The following is a 24,131-nucleotide window of genomic DNA, read 5'->3' as shown; positions in this document are numbered from 1 at the left end:
TAGAAAAGTGTATTCAGGTTATCAATTTATTATTTAACCTAGTCTATAAATTATATTTTAAGAAAGAGAAAAAAGGAGAAAAAAATGAAAAAATTATTATCAATTTTTTTAGCATTAGCAATGGCAGTTGGTGTATTAATGCCAAGTTTGTCTAAGGTTAATGCTGAAGAACAAGGTACAAAAAAAGTTACAGTACATAAATTACTTATGACAGAAGATGAACTAAAGGGATGGGATCCTGCTGAAATTCAGAAAAAAGGCTATAACGGAACTCAGAATTTGGAACAGTTGAAAGAGCTTCTTAAAAATAATGGATTAAATAAGAAGCTTGAAGAAATACCAAAAGTTTACTTTGCATGGCAAAATGAAAAAGGTAAATGGATTAATCAGCAAGGCCAAGAAGTTGGTGATGACGTAGAGCAAGCGTATGGTATGCTTACCGAAGCAAATGGTGCAAATTTTGATACATCAAAATTACCTGCAGGAAAATATAAAATAGTTGAAGTTCCTGAAAAATCTACGTATATAGGAAAAAATCAAGAGGTACTTACATCGTCAAAAGCAGTGCCGGTTGAAATTACACTTCCTTTAGTTACTGAGGATGGAATAGTTGAGCATGCACATGTATATCCTAAAAATGCAGAAAATAAGCCAAAAGTGGAAAAAACAATAGATGATAAAAAGAAAGAAATAAGTAAAACAATTGGTGAGGAGGTACCATATACTGTAAAAACTACTATTCCTAAAGATGCGAAGTATAAGACATTAAGATGGTCAGATATAATGTCAAAAGGACTTACTTATAATAAGGGCAAGTTGAATTTAACTATATCAGGAATTAATAATGTGCCATCAAACTATTATAAATTGATAGAAGATAATAATGGATTTAATCTTGAATTTACTTCAGAGGGACTTAAAAAACTTGAAGATGATGCTAAACAAGGTGAAGTAGTAATTACTATCAAATATTCTGCTACTATAAATGGCGAAGCTATTGTAAATAACCCTGAAACAAATGAAATTAAATTGACATATAACAATAGACCACAGAAAGATATAGAACCAAAAGATATAACACCAAAGAATAAACAGATTAAAATTAAAAAAGAGTGGGCAGAAGGTGTGCCACCAGAAGGTGTAAGGGTAGTTTATACATTAATTAAGAGCAATACTAAAGAAGTTGTTGATTCAGTAGTTAAAATTCAGAACAAGGAAATGAATACAGATTTTAGCCATACGTTTGAAGGTCTAGATGAAAACACAACTTATCAAGTGATTGAGCGTATTTCCGGATATACTCCAGAGTATAAAAAAACTAATGATGGTGAACTAACTATTACTAATAAAATAGATACTGAAAATCCTACTCCTGAAAAACCAGAATCACCAAAAGTGTATACTTATGGTAAAAAGTTTGTAAAAACAGATGATGGAGTGGTAAGTTCAGGAGGTATAAAATCTCTTGCTGGTGCAGAATTTATTGTATTGAATGATAAAAAACAATATTTAACATTGAAAGAGGTTGGTGTACAGTCTGCTGAGAGAAAAGCATATGATGACGCAGAAACAGCTTATCAAGCAGCAATAGATGAATATAATAGATTGACAAAAACTCAGCAACAAGGAAATGAAGGAACTCAGGCAAAAGAAAAAATAAAAAATACTAAAGAAAAAAGAGATGAAGCATTTATAAAAGCAAGAACTGATTTTGAATGGTCAAATCAAAAGGACAAGGCAGTAAAATATACTTCAAATGAAAAAGGTCAGTTTGAAGTGACAGGACTTGCTAAGGGAAAATATTACTTAGAAGAAGTAAAAGCTCCAGAAGGATATGCCTTAAGAAGTGATAAAATAGAATTTGATGTTGATGAAAATTCTTATACACAGAATGGTGATATAGATTATGGAACTCAGCAATTAGGTGGTAAAAATGACGCTACACGAATAAAGAATAAAAAAGTCACTATACCTCAGACAGGTGGTATAGGTACTATAATCTTCACAGCTTTAGGTATTGTAATCATGGCAGGTTCAGTATACGCTATGAAAAAGAGAAGAGCTGAAGAAGTTTAAGAATTGTAAAATCTAATTCAATTATAAATGTAATTTAAAAAGGGGTTTTTAAAACCCCTTTTTAAAAATTACAATTTTAGAATCATATCAATTAAACATAATATTTATATGATTCTAAAATTGTAAATATGGAGGAGAATATCATATATGAAAAATAATAAATCTTCAATTAATAAAATATTTCAGAGAATTGATAATGTAATTAGCAAAAACAATAAACTTAAAAAATTGAAAAATAGTTATTTGCCATTTATTCTTATATTTATTATAGGATTTGCTATAATGATTTATCCGGTAGTATCTCAATTCTATTATAAAATAGAGTCCAATCAGGAGATGCAGCATTTTGAAGAGAAGACAGGTAAATTGAATTCAGAGGAAATCAAAAAGAGAATAAGACTTGCAGATGCATATAATCACTATTTAAAGCCGACAAAATTATCGGATCCTTATAGTGATTCCGAAAAAAAGAAGGGCGTGGCCGAATATGCGAGGATGTTGGAAGTACACGAGATGATAGGTCATATAAATATACCTAGAATTAATCAGGATCTTCCTATATATGCCGGAACATCCGAGTTTGTTTTACAAAAAGGGGTAGGCCATCTGGAAGGAACTTCTCTGCCGATTGGAGGAAAAGGAACCCACTCGGTTTTGACTGCACATAGAGGATTGCCGACAGCCAAGTTGTTCCGAAACTTAAATCGTATGAAAAAAGGAGATGTTTTTTTCGTTCATAATATAGAGAAAGTGCTGGCATATGAAGTAGATAATATACAAACGGTTGAGCCTACAAATTTTGAGCCGGTAATGATAAAAAACGATAAGGATTATTGTACTCTTTTGACTTGTACCCCATATATGATAAATTCCCATAGATTACTGGTAAGAGGACATAGAATACCTTATGTACAACACAAAGAAAAGAAAGAAACTCTTTCACACCGTAGAAGTACTTATTATATGTTGATGGCTTTTATACTTATTATTTTTATAATATTATGGTATATAAGAAAAAAACTTATTAATAAAAGAAAAAAAGATTAAATTTTTGTGTAAATTTAATAAAAAAAAGTAATATTAATTCTCAATAAATATAACGCCTGTTATAATGCTTTCAAATTGTCAACGGACAATTGTGCATTATAACAGGCGTTTATTTTATTAAAAGCGTTTTAAAAATATTTAAAGAGGGTAAAAAATTTAAAAATAAACTTAAATATAACATAATAACGAAAAAAAATCAAGGGTCTTATATAAATTCTTGTTTAATTCAGAAGTTTGATTTTATAAGAATTTTATAAATTATAAAAAATTTAATATACATTAAAAAGAGGGGGAATTAATATGAAAAAAAGAGTAAAAAGGTTTTTATCCGTATTTTTATCAGTATCATTATTTTTTTCAATATTTCTCGAAGCTTTTGGAAATATGGAAAACATATTTGCAGAGGAGAAGATTATTAAGGAAATTCAATTGGACAAGGAGAATATTAATCATGGAGAAGATTTTAGTGCAATAGTAAGTTTTGGTGGATCTGGCACAAAAGTCTATGCAAATCAAAGGGGCGATATAAATTTTAGTACATATCAAGCAAAAGTGAAGTTGCCATCATCTCCAATAACGCTATCTAGCGGTGGTCAAGTCTTAGGAAAAGTAGAGTTTTCAGATAATAAGGCTACTTTAGTTTTTAATGAAGAGGCAGCTAAGCTGGATGATATTGAAGGTAGTTTTTATTTTAATATCAGAGGAACTTATGATGGAGACATGACTCAAGACGGAAAAGGTAATATCTATATAGAATACGAAGGAACTAGAAAAACTGTAGGAGTTGATTATAGAAAAGGTGGAGGAGTCACAACTAGTGTTTATAGTAAAAAGGGTGTAGAGGTGTCCGAAGATCCTACTGGAAATAGCGTTGATTGGGTATTTACTTTTAATGCAGCGAAAAATGAAAGTGATGGAAGTGCAAGCTTTTTTGTAACGGATAATTTACCATCTACTATGACATGGGATTTGGAAAAAATAAACAAAAATCCGTATGTTGTTCAATTTCAGGGTGGATATTTAGCCACATTATTTCAAAATACAGGAGGATGGGTAAATATTCAAAAAGCAAGAGAAGTTGGAATAGTTATTGAATTTAATGGACAAAACTTAAGTATAACTATACCGGAATATGCAAATTATGGTGGTGGATATACTCCGACATTAAATAATACAGAAGTTGTCGTAAGGCTTTCTTCAAAAATTACAGAAGAAACAATGAATAATGAAGATATCAAATATGTAGAAAATACATCGAATCCGGAATTAAGAGGAGCTGATTGGAAATTAGATCCTACTCAGTTTGGTGATAAAGTAAAAATCAATCGTCAAGGTGGTATGATATCGGGAACAAAGCCGGGTGAACTTAAGATAGAGAAATTTATAAAGGGAACTCAAATACCAATAAAAGACGTTGAATTTACATTAACTAGACAAGATGGTCAGGATATAGAAGTAAAAGAAAATGAGACCTATGTAAATAAAGGAAAATCGATATTATTAACTACAAATGATAAGGGAATTGCAAACATTAAAGGTTTAAAACCTCAAAGTTACAGCGTTAAAGAAACAAAAGCTCCAAAATGGGTAGAATATAATTCTGAAAATCCTATCGTAAAAGATTTTGAAATGAAATCAGGCGATAAAGTAGGAGTAAAATTTTCTATTGAAAATGAGAAGAAAAAAATAAATATAAGTGTAAAGAAGGAATGGTTAAGTAAGGATAATCAGCCTTTAGATGGTATTAATACTAAAGTTAGATTATATAGAGATGATACTCCTATTTTGGAAGAAGTGGATTTGACAAAGGAAAAATTAAACTATACTTGGAGTGATTTAGATTTTTCGGATGATCAGGGAAAGGAGTACGTTTATTCGGTTAAAGAAGTTGGAGAAGAAAATAACAAAATAGAATTGGAAGGAAAGACTTTTAAAGTAAGTTATACAAAGAATTCTAATGAAAGTTTTGTTATTACTAACAAAGAACAAGGAGAATTAATTCCGCTTGTACCGTCGACAATAGATGTAAAAGTTACGAAGGTATGGAATGGAATTGAATCCGATAAAGCACCTGAGGTTACAGTATATCTGTTGAAAAATGGAAAGAAGACGGATAAGAGCCTGAAGTTAAATAAAGAAAACAACTGGACAGGAAAGTTTGAAAAACTGCCGGTAGTGGATAATATAACTGATGAAAAGGCAAATGAGTATAAGGTGGAAGAAGAAAAGATATCGGGTTATAGTACAAAGATAACCGGAGATGAAAAAGAAGGTTATGTAATAACAAATACGAAGGAAATTCCATTGACACCGCTTGTACCGTCGACAATAGATGTAAAAGTTACAAAGGTATGGAATGGAATCGAATCCGATAAAGCACCTGAAGTTACGGTATATCTGTTGAAAAATGGAAAGAAGACGGATAAGAGCCTGAAGTTAAATAAAGAAAACAACTGGACAGGAAAATTTGAAAAACTGCCGGTAGTGGATAATATAACTGATGAAAAGGCAAATGAGTATAAGGTGGAAGAAGAAAAGGTATCGGGTTATAGTACAAAGATAACCGGAGATGAAAAAGAAGGTTATGTAATAACAAATACGAAGGATATTCCAAAATCACAGGATGGATCAACGATAATAGATGATAAGGTTGACAAAATAGTAGTTAACAGATTCCTTCCTCAGACTGGTAGTGGAAATGACATCTATACTTATGCAACTATTCTTTTAATATCTTCTCTAGCGTTATTCATATTAGATAGAAAAAGATACAGTGAATATTTCTAATAATATAAAAAATATCTAATGTAAGTAGTATTTAGCGTTGATAGTAATATATCCATAGTCGTCCTAAGATGAGAAATGGAAAATATTATTGTCGACGCTTTTTTTATGTTCTTTTTTAAATTTTGTTGGAATATCTTTAACTATTTTTGCGAATTTTATGAAATGTGTTGTTTATTGATAACAATTATTATATTATTTAATTAGCTGGTAAAAAATATACCGGTAAGTGCAATATTGAAAATTGGAGGTGATATTTTGGTTGAAAAGGCATTATTTCAATTTTGCGGAAATACGAGAAAGTATATAGGACAAGCGGTATTTATTAACTGTATTAGACTTTTAGCTAATATATTGTTTTCGTTTATGTTTGCATCTGTCCTTTCATACTTTATACTAAATAAATATATATTTGATTTGAAGTTATCATTTGGATTGATATTATTATCCTTGATTGTAAGACAAGTATGTATTAGGTTGGCTTCACAGAAGAACAGTTTGGTTATTCATGAGGTGAAACATAACCTTAGAAAGGCTATATATGAGAAAGTTCTTTCAATGGGAACTTTGTATCAGGAAAAACTAACTACTCAGGAGATAGTTCATTTGGGAGTTGAGGGAGTTGAGCAACTGGAGAATTATTTTGGTGCTTATCTTACTCAATTTTATTATAGCTTTATATCTACATTTATTTTATTTTTAGTAATTGCACCGATAAATATATGGGTTGCAGTAGTGCTTTTGGTTTTAGCACCTATGATACCTTTATTTTTGTTATTGATATTGAAAATAGTGAAGGGTGTACAGAAGAAATATTGGTCAAAGTATGCAGACGTAGGTAATTTATTTTTGGATAGTTTACAGGGATTAACTACCTTGAAGGTATTTAAAGCCGACGGATATAGGGCTAAAGAGCTGGATGAAATGGCGGAAGGTTTTAGAAAAGAGACTATGAAAGTTTTATCTATGCAACTTAATTCCATTATGATTATAGATTGGATCGCATATGGTGGCGCTGCAGCCGGTGTAATAGTGGCTCTTAATCAGTTTGTCACAGGTAATATATCGGACTATCAACTTATAGCTATATTTCTTTTAATTGCAGATTTTTTCGTTCCAATGAGAACTTTAACGGCTCTTTTTCATATTGCTATGACAGGAGTAACTGCCAGTGAAAAGATGTTGGAGTTTTTGAATGAGAGCGAAGATGTCGAATATGGAGAAGAAGTGTATGAAAAAAATTCAGATATTGTTATTAGAGATATGGACTATTTCTATCAGGATGGTACTCATGCTTTAAAGAATTTAAATATGAAATTTCTATCAGGAGAAATGACTGCTCTAGTAGGACCTTCAGGTTGTGGTAAATCTACACTGGCTTCAGTGATAGCAAGTGAATATAGACAACCAAAGAATTCTATTTACTATGGAAGTAAAGAAGTTTTCTCCCTTGCCAAAGGGGAAATTAGCAAAAATATAATAAGAATAACTCATGATGGTCATATTTTCCAGGGAACTGTTAGATCAAATTTAATTCTTGGAAATGACAAAGCCACTGAAAAAGAAATGATTGAAGTGCTGGAAAAAGTGAGTTTATGGGAAGTTTTCAGCAAATTGGATGGTTTGGATACAGAAGTTCTTTCACAAGGAAAAAATCTTTCCGGTGGGCAGGCACAGCGACTTAGTCTTGCCAGAGCTCTTTTACACGATGCCCAAGTTTATATTTTTGATGAGGCTACTTCGAATATAGATGTAGAATCCGAAGAGGTTATTATCAAAATAATAGAAGAAATTTCAAAGAAAAAGACAGTTATATATATTTCTCATAGGTTACAGTCAGTTGTGAATGCAGATAATATATATGTATTGAAGAAAGGTGAGATAGTTGAATCCGGAAAGCATGATGAATTGATGAAACTAAAAGGACATTATGAGTCATTATTCAGCAGACAGGAAGAACTTGAAAGTTATAGAAAGAGAGGTGGATTAGATGAGTAGCAGAAGGAATGCTGCCAAGTTGATGGTGGAAATGGTCAAAATGATCAAACCTCTAAAATTACAGATGTTAGCGGCCATAACCTTGGGGGTAATCGGATTTATTTTGTCATTTGGTATCGGAATAATTGGCGGATATGCGATGTTGAGTTTACTTCCTGATTTTATAAGTCGGGGATTTGTTAATCTTCCGTTTGGCGGATATGAGTTTTCTTTTTATATTAAAGCTCTTGTAGTATGTGCTATATTGAGGGGAGTATTTCACTATGTAGAACAGTATTGCAATCATTATATAGCATTTAGAATACTTGCTGAAATTAGAGGGCAAATATTTAGTGCTATGAGAAGACTTGCACCTGCAAAGTTGGAGGGAGAAAATCCTGGTAAGTTAATTTCCCTTATAATGGGGGATATAGAGTTGTTGGAAGTTTTTTATGCACATACTATATCACCGATTATGATAGCATTTTTTGTTACTATAGTTTTGGCAATATTTTTTATAAATATTCATCCCCTTATCGCTTTAGTGGCTATTGCATCATATATAACAATAGGAGTGATAGTTCCATATATTGCTTCTGCTAAAAGTAAGGATGTTGGAGTTAATATAAGAAAAAATATTGGATATTTAAATGGTAAATTTTTGGATGAACTAAGAGGGATTAGAGAGGTTATTCAGTATGATGCCGGAAACTATGCAATACAAGATATTGAAAATACTACAGAAGAAACATTAGTTCATCAGTTGAAATTAAAAGAACAAGTGGCTTCTTTGCAGGGAAATACAGATACAATAATAATTGTATTTTCTGTAATTCAAGCACTGGTTTGTACTAAATTGGCTATATCGGGAGCGATTACTCCTTCTCAGGGATTTATCGCTGTTCTTACTCAAATGAGTACATTTGGTCCATGTATTGCTCTTGCAAATCTGGGGGTAACACTTACTCAAACTCTTGCCTGTGGAGATAGGGTAATGAATTTATTGGAAGAAAAGCCAATGGTTGAAAAAGTGAAAGATGGAGTCAATGTAGATCTTGAAAATATAGCGTTAGAAAATGTAGAATTTGCATACGATAATGTAAAGATTCTCGATAATATTAATTTAGAAATAAATAAAGGTGAAACTCTTGGAATTATGGGGAAAAGTGGTAGTGGTAAATCTACTATTCTTAAACTTTTGATGAGATTTTGGGATCCTCAAAAGGGAACAATATCTGTCAATGGAATAAATTTGAGAGATATTAATACAGATTCAATTTACGATAATATTGATTATATGACTCAGACGACAATTTTGTTTGCCGGTACAATTAGGGATAATTTAAAAATTGCAAAACAAGATGCTACTGATCAGGAGATTAATGAGGCTTTGAAAAAAGCATCTATATATGAATATATATCCGGTTTGGATAACGGATTGAATACAAGGGTTTCTGAACTTGGCGATAATTTTTCCGGGGGAGAAAGACAAAGGATAGGTTTGGCAAGATGTTTTTTGACTGATAGTAAATTGTTGTTATTGGATGAACCTACTTCAAATTTGGATTCCCATAATGAAGCCATAATACTTAAATCTTTGATAGAAGGAATAAAAGATAAAGCTATAGTATTGGTATCACATAGAGAATCTACTATGGGGGTTTGTGACAGGGTTATAAAAATGAGTGAATTGATGGATTTATAAATGTGCAGAAAAATAATTATCTAAATTTAAAAAATAAATATCAAAATCATGTGATTTTATGATAATATAGTAAGTAAGAAGTATATTGTAATGCAATGATAGTATTTATATTTTTATTTAAGGGGGGAATAGTTATGAAAAAATTATTTTCGATTATTTTAGTAGCATTTTTGATTATTTCAGGTGCATCAATCACTAATTCTGGAAAATCAAATGCTGAGGGAAGATTTGCTGTCAGTAGAACTTCTGGTCCTAATAGATATGCAACTGCATATTTTGCTTCAAGTGTCTTTATAAATAAAAATCCAAGGCAATTAGGTGTAATTGCATATGGTGATGATTTTAAAACGGCTTTAAGTGCCAGTTATATGGCGACTGCATTAGAGGCTCCTTATTTCATTTACGATAACAAGAAATTGCCACAATACACTATAGATGATATGAAAAGATTGGGCGTTAAAAAAATATATATAGTTGGAGATTATAGAAAAGTCAATAAAAAACTGGAACAAGAATTGAGAAATATAAATATAAATTATGAAAGACTTTATTTAACAGAATCACAAATTGACGATGGGGATTCTTTTGATGGTATGATAAATTGGAAGATAGCCAAAATTTTATACGGTGATGATGCTACAATAGGTGATACGAGTTCGACTATTTTAATTAATAAAGATAAATTCGCGGATTTGTTATCTGTTGTTCCATTTGCCGGAATAACAGCTGGAAAATATGGATACTATTTATTTGATTATCCAAGAGATATCGGAGACAATATTGGTTGGGAATATGGATTTATTATAGGAGGATACAACTCTGTTCCTAAGAAGTTCAGGGCAGTAAATTACCCTGATGGATTTAATCCGGTTAATTCAAGAATATCTGGAAGAGATAGATATTTAACTGCAATACAGATAGCGAAGAAGTATAAAATGTATTTTAAAACTAATCCGACAACGGTAGTGTTGGTAGATGGAACTAGATTCCCGGATGCGTTATCATCAGGAGTGGTTGCCAATGCGAAAGGCGGTGTAGTATTGCTTACTCAACCGAATAAATTGAATAAAGATACAAGAGATTACCTGGTTAATAACAAAAATATAAAAGAAGTAATAATTATAGGTGGAGAAAAATCCGTTTCAAATCAGGTTTATAATGAATTATTAAAAATTAAATAAAATGTAGAGCTAACTCAAAAAGAAAAATTAAGAATAACTCTTGACACTTATTAAAGTGAAGGATGTTATTCTTAATTTTTTTGTTATCTATGCATTTTTAATGCTCGCTTAAAAATAAATTTGCTCAAAAAATAGAAGTGATATAAAAATATATATAATAAATATATAAATGCATTATATATGAGTGTATGTATTAGATTCTACTTTTTAAGGATTAAGCATATACATTGAGATGCAATACCTTCTTTTTTTCCCGTGAATCCAAGTCCTTCTTCAGTAGTAGCTTTGATATTTATATTTTTCAAATCAGTATTTAAAATTTTACCAAAATTTTCCTTCATTTCATCCAAATAGGGCGCCATTTTAGGTGACTGTGCTATTATTGTACAATCTATGTTACCTATTTTATATCCCATATAGTTCATAAGTTTGTAAGTATATTCCATAAGTTTTAGGCTATCGGCATTTTTATATTTTTCATCTGTATCAGGGAAGTGGCTTCCCAAATCTCCTACTGCCAATGCGCCAAATATGGCGTCTATAACAGCATGTGTAAGAACGTCTGCATCTGAATGTCCGAGCAATCCTTTTTCATGCGGAATTTTAACACCGCCTATTATTAAATCTCTATTTTCAACCAGTTTGTGTACGTCATAACCAATTCCAACTCTCATTTTTTCCTCCAAATAGTATTTATAAGTATTTGTAAATAATTTATTATTTTTTATTTTTTTTAGTTTCGTAGTAAGATTTATGTATAGTATTAATATCTGTATATAATAAAATGTGATTGCAATTTTATTTTAAGTGTATTTACAGCCTGTTTTTGGCTATATTTTCAGCAAATATTAAATCCTCAATTGTGGTTACCTTTATGTTTTCATAACTTCCGATAACCATTTTTACTTTAGAACCCATATTTTCAACTAGAGATGCATCATCTGTTCCGATAAATCCTTTTTCGTATGCGTTTTTGTATGCACCAAATATAATGTCAAGTCTAAAAGATTGGGGTGTTTGAGCACACCATAACGACTCTCTTTTAGGGGTTTGACAAATTATTTTTTCATCATCTATTATTTTTATCGTATCCTTTGATGGTACACCTATGCAAATTGAATTATGAATTTTTGTTTCTTCAATAGTTCTATTTATTATTTCTTTATCTATAAATGGTCTGGCACCATCATGTATTATGAGGTATCTATCACTTTGAGTATAAGTATAGCCAACTTGTTTTTTTAGAAGTTCATCCAATTTGTTTATACAATTATGGATAGAATCTTGTCTTTCTTTTCCTCCAGGCACAAGGTGTATGTTTTCAAAATTATATTCTTTCAAAATATCATTTATTTCATTTCTGTCTTGCTCTCTGATTGCTATTATAATATTGTCAATTCTATCATTATTATAGAACTGTTCTATTGACCATGCCAGTATAGGTTTGTTTTTTATTTTTAAAAGTTGTTTATTTTTATCCAGATTCATTCTTTTTCCGGAACCTGCTGCAACTATAATCACATCAAACATCTTTATTCACCTCATTTCTGTGGATTTGTGTATAATATTAATTACAAATTTAATTTGATTATATAAATATTAATCTTTTTCAGTATGAGCGGGTAGTACAGAGCTGTTTTTTCTGAAACTTCCCGGAGATATGCCCATTTTTTTTGTGAAGATTGTGGAAAAGTAATTAGGATTTTTATATCCACATTCTCTACTTATTTCAGGTACGCTTAAATCTGTTTTGATTAAAAGCTCTCTGGCTCTGTTGAGTTTTCTATTATTTACATATGTACTGAAGGTCATACCGGTTTTATTTTTGAATAATTGTGACAGATAGCTTTTATTTACATGTATGACCTGGGACATATGGTCAAGTCCAATTGGTTTATCAAGGTTTTCGTCTATATACTCGAATACATTTTTCAGGAAAGGATTTACAACAATTATGCCCTTTTCCAGCATTTCATTATAATATGTTTCTATTATACTATCGGAAATAGGCAAAAAATCATCCTTTGTAATATCTTTGTGCATAGCTATGGTGCAATGATGACAGCTATTATATAAGGATATATCATGCGTATATAAAACATAATGAAATATTGCATATACCAAACTATTAAGGAAAATTCTATATATTAGAATATTATTGCTGTTAAAGTATTTCTTTGTTAAAGTACGAAATTCTTTTTTGGCTTCACCTATGTCTCCTTTTATTAATATTTCACAGACCGTTTTATAATTTATATTTATATCTATATCAAATTCTTTATCTAATTTTAATAGTATTTCGTTCATAATTCACCTCTTTGTATAATAGTCATATATTGATTATATCATAAAGACATGAGTTAAAAAATAAATCAAAAACTAAATATAGTGTAATAATTGATAAAAATATATAATTGATAATAATTATGTGTATGTTAAAATATAAATAGGGTTTTGTAAAATACAATTAAATTTTGGAGGAAATAAAATGAAAGTAGCAGTTGTTTATGGATCTCTTTCAGGCAATACAGAAAGATTGGCAAAAGGTATATTTGATAAAATTCAGGGGTTTGAAAAATCTTTGTTTAACATTAAGGAAAATCCAAACATAGATGATTATGATGTCGTGATTTCAGGTTTTTGGATTGATAAATCATTTCCACATAAGGAAATGAAAGAGTTTATATCAAATTTAAGAAATAAAAAGGTATTTTTATTTGGAACAATGGGCCATTTTCCGGATTCCGAGCATGGAGAGAACTGTTCTAGAAACATGGTTGGATTAATCCATGAAAGTTGTAAAATGATAGGATATTTCTTATGCAATGGGAAAATAGATGTTAGAGTTCTTGAAGGCATAAAACATATGAAGGCGGAATCTGTTGGTGAAAAAGCTTTTAAAGCCCATATGTTAGATGAAAAAAATTTGCTTAAATATAAGATATTAGGAGAACATGTAAATGAAGATGATATAGCATATTGTTCATCAAGGGTAAATGAAAGATTGAAGATGGAAGAGGAGCTTGAAAAGCTTTAAAAAGTAGAATATGATTGGTGTGGTCTTTGGGCTGCACCGGTTATTTTTTTGCTCGTTTATTTACATATACTCTTTAATATTATATAATAAAAGCGTAAATGTCGGGGGGTGATATATGATGGATATTTTAAATGAATATTTAAAAAAACAGGGGTTCATTACAAATAAAGAAGCAGAAAAACTTGGTATTAAGAGATATAAACTTGCTGAACTTGTTAATAAAGGAGAACTTGAACGAGTAAAAAATGGAGTATATAAGAAAAAAAATGATATAGATGATGAGTTTGCACTGCTATCGTTTAATAATGAAAAAGTTGTATTTTCATTTCATACGGCATTGTTTTTGTTAGGACTTAGCGATAGAATTCCGAATTTTTTTCATATTAGCGTTCCACAAGGATATAATGTTAACCATATAAAAAAGCGAATGAAAAATATTAAGGTGCATTATGTAAAAAAAGAAAACTTTGATTTAGGAATAACAGTAGTGCGAACTATATTTGGAAATGAAGTAAAATGTTATGATAGGGAAAGAAGTATTTGTGACATTGTTTCAAAAAGAAATGTCATTGATAAACAAATATTTGTAGATTCGATAACCAGATATTTTAACAGTAAGGAAAAAAACATGAGGAATCTTATTAAATATAGTCGAATATTAGGTGTTGAAAATGAAATAAGAAAATATATGGAGGTGCTATAGAATGATGAATTCAGAGAGTTTGAAAGGCAAAGTAAAAAATATCGCAAAAAGTAAAAATTTAAGTTCACAAGAAGTTTTGCAGATGTTTTTCTTTGAGAGATTTTTAGAAAGACTATCTCATTCAAAATATAAATTTAATTTTGTGATTAAGGGGGGATTGTTAATCTCCTCAATGATTGGTATAGATAATAGAACAACAATGGATATGGATACTACTGTAAAAGGAATTCCTTTGAAAGAAGATGTCATAAAAAATATAGTTTTAGAAATTTTAGACATAAAAGTCGATGATGGAATATGTTTTGAAGTCACTGATATAACTTATATTCGAGAAGAAGATGAGTATGAAAATTTTAGAGTGCATCTAATTGCAATCTTTGGAAAAATAAGAAATGCAATGAAAATTGATATTACAACAGGAGATGTAATTACGCCAAAAGAAATAGAATATGTATATCCTTGTATGTTTCAAGAAGAAGGACTTAGAGTTCTTGCATATCCTATTGAAACGATACTTGCGGAAAAATATGAAAGTGTTATAAAAAGGAATATATCTACAACAAGAATGAGAGATTTTTATGATTTATATAGCCTATATCATTTACGAAAAGAAGAGATTGATTTTGCTGTTCTTAAACAGGCTATTTTATTAACTGCACGAAAAAGAAATAGTATATCCTTCATTCAAGAGGAAAAAGAAATAATAAATGATATTAAAGAAGATAGTTATTTAAAAAAGTTGTGGGAAGTTTATATAAAAGATAATCCATATATAAAAGAACTCGATTTTTTAGATGTGATAGAGGTTGTTAAGATATTATCTGAAAAAGTAGAAATTAATGGTAGCGATGAGTCAAAGGTTGATTTTAGAGAGAGTAAAAGAGGTTGATTCAAAAGTCCACATATCCACCGAAGGTAAAGTGAATCTTGCTTTCGGTGGATAATTTTTTGCATAGAATGGATTTTCGAGTCAACCCTGGAACCCTCGGGATTATAGCTCTTGTGCAAACCACCCGTTTGACCAGTGGTTATGATTTATGTTTTTTGTTTTGTTTTTTATTAGCACCTTCAATAATGCTATCTATCCAAGTTTGAGTATTTCCTACACATACCTCATATTGTTGACCCTTTTGAAGTTTAATTCTAATTCCGTCGTTAGTAAGAAATGTAGGTTTGAATCTTTCTACTTTAGAAATTTTAGAAAGAGGTATTTTTACCGATTTTTTTTCTATAAGTTCAGGATCCGGATTTCCTGTAAATATGACAAAAGTATCTGTCAAGTATAGCCAACCTCTTTTTGGTCTTTCACCAATTTCCAATATATCTGATGATGCATCCAATTTTAAGATTCCTTCATTTCTCATTTTTTTAGCAAAAATTCTCATATTGGAAGTTTTTCTTCCTCGTCTGTTGTTTATCATACCTGTAAGAAAATAAGTGGCCGCCAGAATTGAAAACATATAAAGGAATTGTCCTATTGTTTCTCCGGGACCTTTTTTCATATAAGTGCTTATATTTAATGGTACGGCAAAGAGAAGTCCAACGATTATTGATGCTATTATCTGCTTTAAAGTGTCTGTTCTCATATTATCTCTCCTAATTAAGTATTCCATTTATTATATTAATCTTTATAAGTGGAAAAGTCAATTTAATAACTATTAAGTTTTTTGCTGGAAGGTAGCATAAATGCCAGCAATACGCATATAATACCTACGATAAAGCAGGTAATGTATATTTTATTGTATCCTATAAATAGTGATTGTACTATGTCCGATTTTTTAATACCGGTGTTTGTCAATATAGTGGAAGTGTCTATATTCATATTAAATTTTTTAAAGTAGTCGGATACTATATTATTTAATATCAGACCAAATGCACTTATACCTAGTGTTTGACCAAGTGTTCTAATAAAAGCAACCGCTCCGGATGCTATACCGATATTTTCTTTTGAGACCGTTTCTTGTACTACAAATAGCAGCATATTAAAACTTCCTCCGAATCCAAGACCTATTATAGCGGCGTAAAATCCCATCCACAGTGGGTGACTTTCCGGTCTAAGCAGTGTAAGTCCAAAACATCCTATAGCTAGCACGAGTAGACTTACTGATAGAATTATTTTTGTGCTGTATTTTTTTATTACTTTTGACAGCAGGAATGAAGAAAATACCCAGAATAATGACATAGGTACTATAGGTACTGTTGACATTATAGGAGAGTGCCCCTGTATGCTTTGCATAAAAGAAGGATTATAAACATCCATTGCTATTAGTATTGATGAATTCAAAAAGCAAATTACCATGATTACAAACATTTCTTTTGAAAAAAGCTTATAAGGTATTATTGGGGCTTCTACATTTTTTTCTATTTTAGCAAATATAATAAGTGTAATGATTGATATTATTAAAAGTCCGCCTACATTGAAACTTAGAAATGGGTGTTTTTCCAATGCCGACATTGCCTGAATTAAAAATACAATGAATATAGTTAATACAGAAAGGCCCTTTAAATCCAATTTTTCGTTACTTCTACTTTCTACTGCGTTATATGATTTATGAATTAATATCATACTTAATATTCCTATTGGTACATTTATCAGGAATATCCAGTGCCAGGATAATTTTATTAGCATTATTCCTCCTATGACTGGAGCAATTAATCCCGCTATACTAAATACTGTTGAGTTATAACCCTGTATCTTGGCTCTTTCTTCCACTTCGAATACATCTCCTATCGTGGCCATGGATAATGTATTTATGGCTCCGGAACCCAGCCCCTGTATACCTCTTGATAAAATTAAAAATATCATGCTTCTAGAGATACCGCAAAGAAGAGATCCTGCTAAAAATATGATGATAGATAATTGTAAAAGTTTTTTTCTACCATATAAATCTGACAATTTACCAAAAATTGTTGTCGCAATTGCCGATGTCAGTAGATAAATAGAGAACAGGTAACTGGATAAATTGAATCCGTCTAGGTCTTTTACGATTGATGGTATTGCAGTTGTCACTATGGTGATTTCTACAGCCCCCATAAATGTGCATGCAAAAATAGCAAATGCAATTAATTTTTTTTCTACTGTCATCTAAACCTCCGTTTTATATAAGTTTTAGAATGCCCAATCTCCATCTTTAAAGATTTGGAATTCTTCGTCATTTTGCTTTATTCCAATTATATTTAAATCTTTGTCCCCCATCATGAAATCCACATGAGTAATACTTGAGTTCATGCCGACTGAATCTTTGTCTTCTTCAGATATTTCTGCACCATCAATTATATTAGTCGAATAGGCGGCACCTATTGCCAAATGGCAAGATGCGTTTTCATCAAATAAAGTATTGTAGAAAATGATATTTTTAAGAGAAATAGGAGAGTTATATGGTACCAGTGCCACTTCTCCAAGTCTTGTAGATCCTTCATCAGTTTCTATAAGATTTTTTAGATTTTCTTTTCCTATTTCCGCATCATAATCTACTATTTTCCCATTTTTAAATTTTATCCAGAAATTATCTATTAAGCTACCCGCATAAACAAGCGGTTTGGTGCTGTAAACAACGCCGTCAACTTTGTCTTTATGAGGCATACCGAAAATTTCTTCTGTAGGTATATTTGGATTAAATGGATTTCCTTTTGGATCACTTGAAGCTCCACTTAACCAATTATGATTTTCAGGTAATCCTATTACTAGATTTGTTTTTGAAGATTTGTATCTTAATTCCTTAAAATTCATTTCATTTAGAAAGTCTTTTCTTTTTTTTAGCATTTTGTTGTGTTCATTCCAGTTTTCAATCGGATTTTCTGTAATTCTTGAACAGTCCAGTATATTATTCCATAATTCTTTTACAGCATTTTTTTCATCGAGTTCAGGGTGTACTTTTTTTGCCCAAGCTATAGAGGGAACAGCAACTATAGACCATTTTACTTTATCGGATAGGGTATATGATCTCCACTCCTTTAAGTAGTGACCTGATATTTTTTGGAACCTACCTATTCTATCAGGATTTACTCCTTTCATCAAGTCCGGGTTTGTCGAAACTATCGATAAAAATGAACCGCCTTCTTTGGCAATTGCAGTGTATTTGTCTGCTTGCCATTGTGGATATTCATCAAACGATTCACTAGGAGCATTTAGATATGTTTCTCTGGTATTTACCTCATCCGAATATTCTACGTATACATGCTTTGCACCAGCTTTATAGGCTTCTTTTACACATCTTCTGGTAAAGTCTACAGCTTCTACATCCGCTCTTATCAAGAGAGTTTCACCATTTTTGATATTCACGCCTACCTTGATAGCAAGTTCAGCAAATTTGTCAATTCTTTCATTTAAATTCATATAAAATTCCTCCAATAAGTCTAATTTATATAATATCACAAGTGTGTTTAGTTTTCTTGCACTATTTTCATATCTATCATTTCTTTCGGTATTAATTTTTCTACTGTCTGTTTGTACATATTAATATGGTACTTCCCATTTCCCCACATTTCTATATGTTTATTTGCCAGTTCCATTGGATATTTGTCCAATCTGTAAACTGAGCCTTCATATCCATAAGGTCCTCTTTCTAAGTGAAAGACCAGAGGGGTGAATTTAGGATTATCTATGTATTTTTTTTCTCCATTTTTCACAAATGTCCAGGATGCCATTCCTTCGAGGTAAGTTTTGGAAGTGAGCATATTATGGACAAAATTTCCGGTACCGTAATATATAAGAGTTTTTTTGCCATTTTTATTTTTCAACCATTCTGCTTTCTGAATTCTATGAGCATGTGTTCCAAGCACGACATCTACACCCAGTTCATTAAATAATGCCGAGTATTTTTTTTGATAGCCATCTATATCTTCTATATTTTCTTCTCCCCAATGAGCTGATACCAGGATGAAATCCGCCATGGATTTTGCTTTTTTTACATCTTTTACTATATTTTCTTCGTTTAGATATGGAACCATATAGTTTTTACTTGGCAACATGCCATTTGTTCCATATGTATAGGATAATAAAGCTATTTTAATTCCGTTTTTTTCTATTATGTATGGTGTATTTCTATCAATTTCCGAATTATAAAGGCCAACGTGGTAAAGATTTGTATTATTCCAGATTTTTATTGTATTTATAATTCCGTTTTCTCCCATATCCAGAGAGTGATTGTTAGCCATATTTATTATGTTAAAACCGGCTTTTTTAAGAGCGGGTATTATATCTTCCGGGGTATTAAATTTTGGATAAGTGCTTATTCCGAAATCGTCTCCTGCTACTATTGATTCTTGATTAATATACTTTAGATCGTATTTATTTATTTCCGATTTTATATTTTCATAAAGATAATTAAAATTATATTTTCCATCTCCATAGATTCCTTCCTTATAATCTGCAGGTTTATAAATTGTGTCGTGTATCAGATTATCTCCAACTCCAACAAAACTTACTTTTTTTATATTATCGGCAGAACTACTGGAAGTGGAATGATTTTTGAAGTCCGAAAAAATAAATGGGATAGAACCTATGAATCCCAGTACAATTAAAAAAGTGATAATAATTAAATGTTTATCGTCTTTGATGTCCATGATTTTCCTCCTACAATTCATATAAATGGTAAACTTATAAAATATAATTATAAATTCCGATTATATCATTAATATAACATAAATTTATTCCAATAAGAATACTAAATTTAATGTTTGAGATGCACAGAAACATTACAAAATCTTGTTTTTTGTAAAAAAGCAATTGACACTAAATATTTAAAGTGATAAAATAATAAGGTATGTAATCTGGGAAATTGTTAGGATTACATTTTTTAGTAGAATACTAAAAGCATCAAAACAATTAATCAATATGCGGTGCATATTGGAATGGTTGGCGGTCACTGATGAAGATCGAAAATTTTAAAAAAGGAGGTGCAGTTGATGCCAACAATCAACCAATTAGTTCGTAAGAGTAGAAAAGCTGTAGAAAAGAAATCTACTGCTCCAGCACTTCAGAAAGGTTATAACTCTCTTTATAAGAAGTCTACTAACCTGAGTGCTCCACAAAAAAGAGGTGTTTGTACTTCAGTTAAGACGGTAACACCTAAGAAACCAAACTCAGCCCTTAGAAAGGTTGCCAGAGTTAGATTGACAAATGGGATAGAAGTATCTGCTTATATTCCGGGTGAAGGTCACAACTTACAGGAACATAGTGTTGTTCTTATAAGAGGTGGTAGAGTAAAGGACCTTCCAGGGGTTAGATATCATATCTTAAGAGGAACTCTTGATACTGCAGGTGTTGACAAGAGAAGACAGTCAAGATCTAAGTACGGTGCTAAGAGACCGAAAGAAGCTAAAAAGTAATAAGAAATAACAAATAAGATTTTTTTAGCATTAGGTAGGTTCAAGCCATTAAGTTGAGCAAATAATACAGCTGGATAACAGCAATTGATTATAGTTCGATGCTTTAAATAGATATATATTTATGGCATCACGGCAATATTTGTCGAGTACCTATGATTTAACTTTAATAATTAAGGAGGGAAGCGAAATGCCAAGAAAAGGTAATGTTCCAAAGAGAGAAATTTTACCGGATCCAATGTACGGGAGTAAGGTAGTAACAAAGTTAATTAATAATTTAATGTATGACGGAAAAAGAGGAAAGGCTCAGAAGATAGTTTATGATGCATTTGCTTTAGTAGGAGAAAGAACTGGTGAAGATGCATTGGAAGTATTCAATAAAGCTATGGAAAATATTATGCCTGTACTAGAAGTTAAGGCTAGAAGAGTCGGTGGTGCAAACTATCAGGTACCAATTGAAGTTAGAGCTGACAGAAGACAGACTTTAGGTTTAAGATGGTTAGTTAGATATACAAGAGCTAGAGGCGAAAAGGGAATGGTTGAAAAGCTTGCTAAGGAAATAATGGATGCAGCTAACAATACCGGAGCTTCAGTTAAGAAGAAAGAAGATACTCATAAGATGGCAGAAGCAAATAAGGCATTTGCTCACTATAGATGGTAAGAGCTGTCTTTTAGTATTATTGATATAAGGAGGAAAAAGATGGCTAGACAATTTCCATTGGAAAAGACTAGAAATATAGGTATAATGGCCCACATAGATGCTGGTAAGACTACAACTACTGAAAGAATCTTATTCTATGCCGGTCGTACTCATAAAATAGGTGAAACACATGACGGTGCATCTCAGATGGACTGGATGGATCAGGAAAAGGAAAGAGGTATCACAATTACTTCTGCGGCTACTACTTGTCAGTGGGATGGACACAGAGTAAATATAATAGATACTCCAGGACACGTCGACTTTACAGTTGAAGTTGAAAGATCTCTTAGAGTTCTTGACGGTTCTGTTGCAGTTTTCTGTGCTAGAAGTGGTGTTGAGCCTCAGTCAGAAAATGTTTGGAGACAGGCTGAAACTTATGGAGTTCCTAGAATAGCGTTTGTTAATAAGATGGACAGACAGGGAGCTGACTTCTTAAATGTTGTAGGAATGATGAAAGACAGATTGAAAGCTAATGCTGTAGCAATACAGCTTCCTATAGGTAGTGAAGATAATTTTACAGGTATTATTGATCTTATAACTATGAAAGCTCACATTTATAAAAATGATGAAGGTACTGAAATAGAAGTTACAGAAATACCTGATGACATGCTGGATAAAACTAATGAATATAGAGAGTTGATGATTGAATCAGTTGCTGAAACTGATGAAGATCTTATGATGAAGTATCTTGAAGGTGAAGAAATAAGTGAAGAAGAATTAGTAGCAGCTATAAGAAGAGCTACAATAGCGTGTGAAATGAACCCTGTTCTTTGTGGTACTGCATATAGAAATAAGGGTGTTCAGTTATTATTAAATGCTGTAATTAACTACTTACCTGCACCAACAGATATAGAATCTATAAAAGGTATACTTCCGGATGGCGAAGAAAGTGAAAGACATGCTTCTGATGATGAACCATTCTCAGCTTTGGCATTTAAGATCATGACTGACCCGTTTGTAGGAAAGCTTGCTTTCTTTAGAGTTTATTCAGGAAAATTAGAATCCGGTTCTTATGTATTAAATGCTACAAAGAACAAGAGAGAAAGAATTGGTCGTATTCTTCAGATGCACGCTAATACAAGAGAAGAAATAACTGAAGTTTATGCAGGAGATATAGCTGCAGCAGTAGGTCTAAAGGATACTACTACTGGTGATTCACTTTGTGATCCGGCTAATCCGATAGTTCTTGAATCTATGGAATTCCCAGAACCTGTTATATTTGTTGCTATTGAACCGGCTTCTAAGGCGGCTCAGGAAAAGATGGGTGTTGCACTTCAAAAACTTGCTGAAGAAGATCCTACTTTCACAGTCAGAACTGATAGTGAAACTGGTCAGACTATTATAGGTGGTATGGGTGAGTTGCATCTTGAAATTATCGTTGACAGACTTTTAAGAGAATTCAAGGTAGAAGCTAATGTAGGTGCTCCTCAGGTTGCATATAGAGAAACAATTACAGTTCCTGTTGATGTTGAGCATAAATATTCTAAGCAGTCAGGTGGTAGAGGACAGTATGGTCATGTTAAGATTAGAGTTAATCCACTTGAACCAGGCGAAGGATACAAGTTTGAAAACAAGACTGTTGGTGGATCTGTTCCAAAAGAATATGTTGGTCCTGTTGATCAGGGTATTCAGGGGGCTATGCAGTCAGGTATCGTGGCCGGATATCCGGTTGTTGATATCGGTGTAGAATTATATGATGGTTCTTACCACGAAGTCGATTCATCAGAAATGGCCTTTAAGATGGCAGCATCTATGGCATTTAAAGAAGCCATGAAGAAGGGGAATGCAGTATTACTTGAACCGATATTTGCGGTCGAAGTTGTTACTCCGGAAGATTACATGGGTGATGTTATGGGTGATTTAAACTCTAGAAGAGGTATGATTCAGGGAATGGAAGCTAGAAATGGAGCACAGGTAATTAAAGCTCACGTTCCGCTATCTGAAATGTTTGGATATTCGACTGATTTAAGATCTGCTACTCAGGGTAGAGCCACTTATACAATGATATTTAATCACTATTCTCAGGTTCCTGCTTCAGTAGCTAAAAAGATAATTGAAGGAAAGTAATTTAGAAAATCAATAAAGTTTTTTATAAAATGTATTGTTTTTCTATGAAACGTTGAAATACACATAAAAAAGTGATATACTAATAAAGGATTTACAATTTTTGTAAAAATAGGGAGATGTCAATCATCTCCCCGATAAATAAACATATTTATATTCTTATAGGGAGGAAATTTAAAATGGCAAAAGCTAAATTTGAAAGAAGTAAGCCACATGTTAATATCGGTACAATAGGACACGTTGACCACGGTAAGACAACATTAACAGCGGCTATAACAAAGACATTATATGAAAAGTATAAGCTAGGAGAAGCGGTAGACTTCGCAAATATCGATAAGGCACCAGAAGAAAGAGAAAGAGGTATCACAATATCAACAGCTCACGTTGAATATGAAACACCAAAAAGACACTACGCTCACGTTGACTGCCCAGGACATGCCGACTATGTAAAGAACATGATAACAGGAGCAGCTCAGATGGACGGAGCTATACTAGTTGTTGCAGCAACAGACGGTCCAATGCCTCAGACA

The 24,131-nt window shown here is 31.7% G+C and carries 20 protein-coding genes; 13 read left to right on the top strand and 7 right to left on the bottom strand.

All coding sequences use genetic code 11. The features are described from left to right. The first annotated feature begins 84 nt into the window (after positions 1–84). The 6 genes from HLB29_RS07910 (at position 85) to HLB29_RS07885 (ending at position 10,770) form a co-directional block, all read left to right on the top strand. On the top strand, positions 85–2,076 hold the full coding sequence (locus HLB29_RS07910; RefSeq protein WP_185624636.1) for an isopeptide-forming domain-containing fimbrial protein: 1,992 nt from the start codon (positions 85–87) through the stop codon (positions 2,074–2,076). 147 nt (positions 2,077–2,223) lie between these two features. After that, positions 2,224–3,123: a class C sortase gene (locus HLB29_RS07905; RefSeq protein ID WP_185624635.1), complete on the top strand. Its 900-nt coding sequence runs from the start codon at positions 2,224–2,226 to the stop codon at positions 3,121–3,123. Between the two features lie 300 nt (positions 3,124–3,423). Next, entirely contained in the window at positions 3,424–5,910 is a 2,487-nt protein-coding gene (locus HLB29_RS07900; RefSeq protein WP_185624634.1) for a Cna B-type domain-containing protein, read from the top strand. 255 nt (positions 5,911–6,165) lie between these two features. After that, complete coding sequence (locus HLB29_RS07895) at positions 6,166–7,905, top strand: ABC transporter ATP-binding protein/permease (protein WP_185624633.1); 1,740 nt, start codon at positions 6,166–6,168, stop codon at positions 7,903–7,905. Continuing rightward, positions 7,898–9,589, top strand: a complete 1,692-nt coding sequence (locus HLB29_RS07890; RefSeq protein ID WP_185624632.1) for an amino acid ABC transporter ATP-binding/permease protein — start codon at positions 7,898–7,900, stop codon at positions 9,587–9,589. The genes HLB29_RS07895 and HLB29_RS07890 overlap by 8 nt, the downstream gene beginning before the upstream one ends. A 134-nt stretch (positions 9,590–9,723) precedes the next feature. Then, positions 9,724–10,770: a cell wall-binding repeat-containing protein gene (locus HLB29_RS07885; protein WP_185624631.1), complete on the top strand. Its 1,047-nt coding sequence runs from the start codon at positions 9,724–9,726 to the stop codon at positions 10,768–10,770. Positions 10,771–10,970: 200 nt separating this feature from the next. On the opposite strand, the gene ispF is transcribed toward HLB29_RS07885, so the two are convergent. From ispF to HLB29_RS07870, 3 genes are all read right to left on the bottom strand, one after another. Beyond that, entirely contained in the window at positions 10,971–11,444 is a 474-nt protein-coding gene (gene ispF / locus HLB29_RS07880) for a 2-C-methyl-D-erythritol 2,4-cyclodiphosphate synthase (RefSeq protein WP_185624630.1), read from the bottom strand. A gap of 139 nt (positions 11,445–11,583) precedes the next feature. After that, positions 11,584–12,300, bottom strand: a complete 717-nt coding sequence (gene ispD / locus HLB29_RS07875; RefSeq protein ID WP_185624629.1) for a 2-C-methyl-D-erythritol 4-phosphate cytidylyltransferase — start codon at positions 12,298–12,300, stop codon at positions 11,584–11,586. A gap of 69 nt (positions 12,301–12,369) precedes the next feature. Further along, the gene (locus HLB29_RS07870; protein ID WP_185624628.1) at positions 12,370–13,077 is read right to left on the bottom strand and encodes a helix-turn-helix domain-containing protein; all 708 of its coding nucleotides are present in this window, start codon (positions 13,075–13,077) and stop codon (positions 12,370–12,372) included. Between the two features lie 181 nt (positions 13,078–13,258). On the opposite strand from HLB29_RS07870, the gene HLB29_RS07865 reads away from it, so the two are divergent. From HLB29_RS07865 to HLB29_RS07855, 3 genes are all read left to right on the top strand, one after another. Then, on the top strand, positions 13,259–13,807 hold the full coding sequence (locus tag HLB29_RS07865; protein WP_185624627.1) for a flavodoxin family protein: 549 nt from the start codon (positions 13,259–13,261) through the stop codon (positions 13,805–13,807). 115 nt (positions 13,808–13,922) lie between these two features. Next, positions 13,923–14,510 (top strand): type IV toxin-antitoxin system AbiEi family antitoxin domain-containing protein, encoded by a 588-nt coding sequence (locus HLB29_RS07860; protein ID WP_207719543.1) that lies wholly within the window; start codon positions 13,923–13,925, stop codon positions 14,508–14,510. A 1-nt stretch (position 14,511) separates the two neighbouring features. Then, positions 14,512–15,399 carry a nucleotidyl transferase AbiEii/AbiGii toxin family protein gene (locus tag HLB29_RS07855; protein ID WP_185624626.1) on the top strand — a complete coding sequence of 296 codons (888 nt, stop codon included), beginning with the start codon at positions 14,512–14,514 and terminating at the stop codon, positions 15,397–15,399. Between the two features lie 139 nt (positions 15,400–15,538). On the opposite strand, the gene HLB29_RS07850 is transcribed toward HLB29_RS07855, so the two are convergent. The 4 genes from HLB29_RS07850 to HLB29_RS07835 form a co-directional block, all read right to left on the bottom strand. Then, on the bottom strand, positions 15,539–16,096 hold the full coding sequence (locus HLB29_RS07850) for a GRAM domain-containing protein (protein WP_185624625.1): 558 nt from the start codon (positions 16,094–16,096) through the stop codon (positions 15,539–15,541). A 62-nt stretch (positions 16,097–16,158) separates the two neighbouring features. Continuing rightward, positions 16,159–17,595, bottom strand: coding sequence for an MDR family MFS transporter (locus HLB29_RS07845; protein ID WP_185624624.1), 1,437 nt, complete (start codon positions 17,593–17,595; stop codon positions 16,159–16,161). A gap of 24 nt (positions 17,596–17,619) precedes the next feature. Beyond that, positions 17,620–18,846: an aminopeptidase gene (locus tag HLB29_RS07840; protein ID WP_185624623.1), complete on the bottom strand. Its 1,227-nt coding sequence runs from the start codon at positions 18,844–18,846 to the stop codon at positions 17,620–17,622. Between the two features lie 47 nt (positions 18,847–18,893). After that, complete coding sequence (locus HLB29_RS07835; RefSeq protein WP_185624622.1) at positions 18,894–20,075, bottom strand: CapA family protein; 1,182 nt, start codon at positions 20,073–20,075, stop codon at positions 18,894–18,896. Positions 20,076–20,417: 342 nt separating this feature from the next. Here HLB29_RS07835 and rpsL point away from each other — a divergent pair, with 342 nt between their 5' ends. The 4 genes from rpsL to HLB29_RS07815 form a co-directional block, all read left to right on the top strand. Continuing rightward, entirely contained in the window at positions 20,418–20,840 is a 423-nt protein-coding gene (rpsL, locus tag HLB29_RS07830; RefSeq protein WP_154538082.1) for a 30S ribosomal protein S12, read from the top strand. A gap of 187 nt (positions 20,841–21,027) precedes the next feature. Beyond that, on the top strand, positions 21,028–21,498 hold the full coding sequence (rpsG, locus tag HLB29_RS07825) for a 30S ribosomal protein S7 (protein ID WP_185624621.1): 471 nt from the start codon (positions 21,028–21,030) through the stop codon (positions 21,496–21,498). A 39-nt stretch (positions 21,499–21,537) separates the two neighbouring features. After that, complete coding sequence (fusA, locus tag HLB29_RS07820) at positions 21,538–23,604, top strand: elongation factor G (protein WP_185624620.1); 2,067 nt, start codon at positions 21,538–21,540, stop codon at positions 23,602–23,604. Between the two features lie 176 nt (positions 23,605–23,780). Further along, positions 23,781–24,131, top strand: a 351-nt coding sequence (locus HLB29_RS07815; RefSeq protein WP_185624619.1) for a GTP-binding protein, incomplete at its 3' end; no start/stop codon positions are given.

The sequence above is a fragment of the Peptostreptococcus canis genome (assembly GCF_014229965.1).
GTDB classification, from domain to species: Bacteria; Bacillota; Clostridia; order Peptostreptococcales; family Peptostreptococcaceae; genus Peptostreptococcus; species Peptostreptococcus canis.
Note: the sequence above shows the minus strand (reverse complement) of the source record. Positions and strands in the feature narration are given on the sequence as shown.

Excerpts from the sequence above, each read along its gene's own strand:
- HLB29_RS07910 (WP_185624636.1), top strand. The coding sequence starts at position 85 with ATGAAAAAATTATTATCAATTTTTTTAGCATTAGCAATGGCAGTTGGT.
- HLB29_RS07905 (WP_185624635.1), top strand. The coding sequence starts at position 2,224 with ATGAAAAATAATAAATCTTCAATTAATAAAATATTTCAGAGAATTGAT.
- HLB29_RS07900 (WP_185624634.1), top strand. The coding sequence starts at position 3,424 with ATGAAAAAAAGAGTAAAAAGGTTTTTATCCGTATTTTTATCAGTATCA.
- HLB29_RS07890 (WP_185624632.1), top strand. The coding sequence starts at position 7,898 with ATGAGTAGCAGAAGGAATGCTGCCAAGTTGATGGTGGAAATGGTCAAA.
- HLB29_RS07885 (WP_185624631.1), top strand. The coding sequence starts at position 9,724 with ATGAAAAAATTATTTTCGATTATTTTAGTAGCATTTTTGATTATTTCA.
- ispF (WP_185624630.1), bottom strand. The coding sequence starts at position 11,444 with ATGAGAGTTGGAATTGGTTATGACGTACACAAACTGGTTGAAAATAGA.
- ispD (WP_185624629.1), bottom strand. The coding sequence starts at position 12,300 with ATGTTTGATGTGATTATAGTTGCAGCAGGTTCCGGAAAAAGAATGAAT.
- HLB29_RS07870 (WP_185624628.1), bottom strand. The coding sequence starts at position 13,077 with ATGAACGAAATACTATTAAAATTAGATAAAGAATTTGATATAGATATA.
- HLB29_RS07865 (WP_185624627.1), top strand. The coding sequence starts at position 13,259 with ATGAAAGTAGCAGTTGTTTATGGATCTCTTTCAGGCAATACAGAAAGA.
- HLB29_RS07860 (WP_207719543.1), top strand. The coding sequence starts at position 13,923 with ATGATGGATATTTTAAATGAATATTTAAAAAAACAGGGGTTCATTACA.
- HLB29_RS07855 (WP_185624626.1), top strand. The coding sequence starts at position 14,512 with ATGATGAATTCAGAGAGTTTGAAAGGCAAAGTAAAAAATATCGCAAAA.
- HLB29_RS07850 (WP_185624625.1), bottom strand. The coding sequence starts at position 16,096 with ATGAGAACAGACACTTTAAAGCAGATAATAGCATCAATAATCGTTGGA.
- HLB29_RS07845 (WP_185624624.1), bottom strand. The coding sequence starts at position 17,595 with ATGACAGTAGAAAAAAAATTAATTGCATTTGCTATTTTTGCATGCACA.
- HLB29_RS07840 (WP_185624623.1), bottom strand. The coding sequence starts at position 18,846 with ATGAATTTAAATGAAAGAATTGACAAATTTGCTGAACTTGCTATCAAG.
- HLB29_RS07835 (WP_185624622.1), bottom strand. The coding sequence starts at position 20,075 with ATGGACATCAAAGACGATAAACATTTAATTATTATCACTTTTTTAATT.
- rpsL (WP_154538082.1), top strand. The coding sequence starts at position 20,418 with ATGCCAACAATCAACCAATTAGTTCGTAAGAGTAGAAAAGCTGTAGAA.
- rpsG (WP_185624621.1), top strand. The coding sequence starts at position 21,028 with ATGCCAAGAAAAGGTAATGTTCCAAAGAGAGAAATTTTACCGGATCCA.
- fusA (WP_185624620.1), top strand. The coding sequence starts at position 21,538 with ATGGCTAGACAATTTCCATTGGAAAAGACTAGAAATATAGGTATAATG.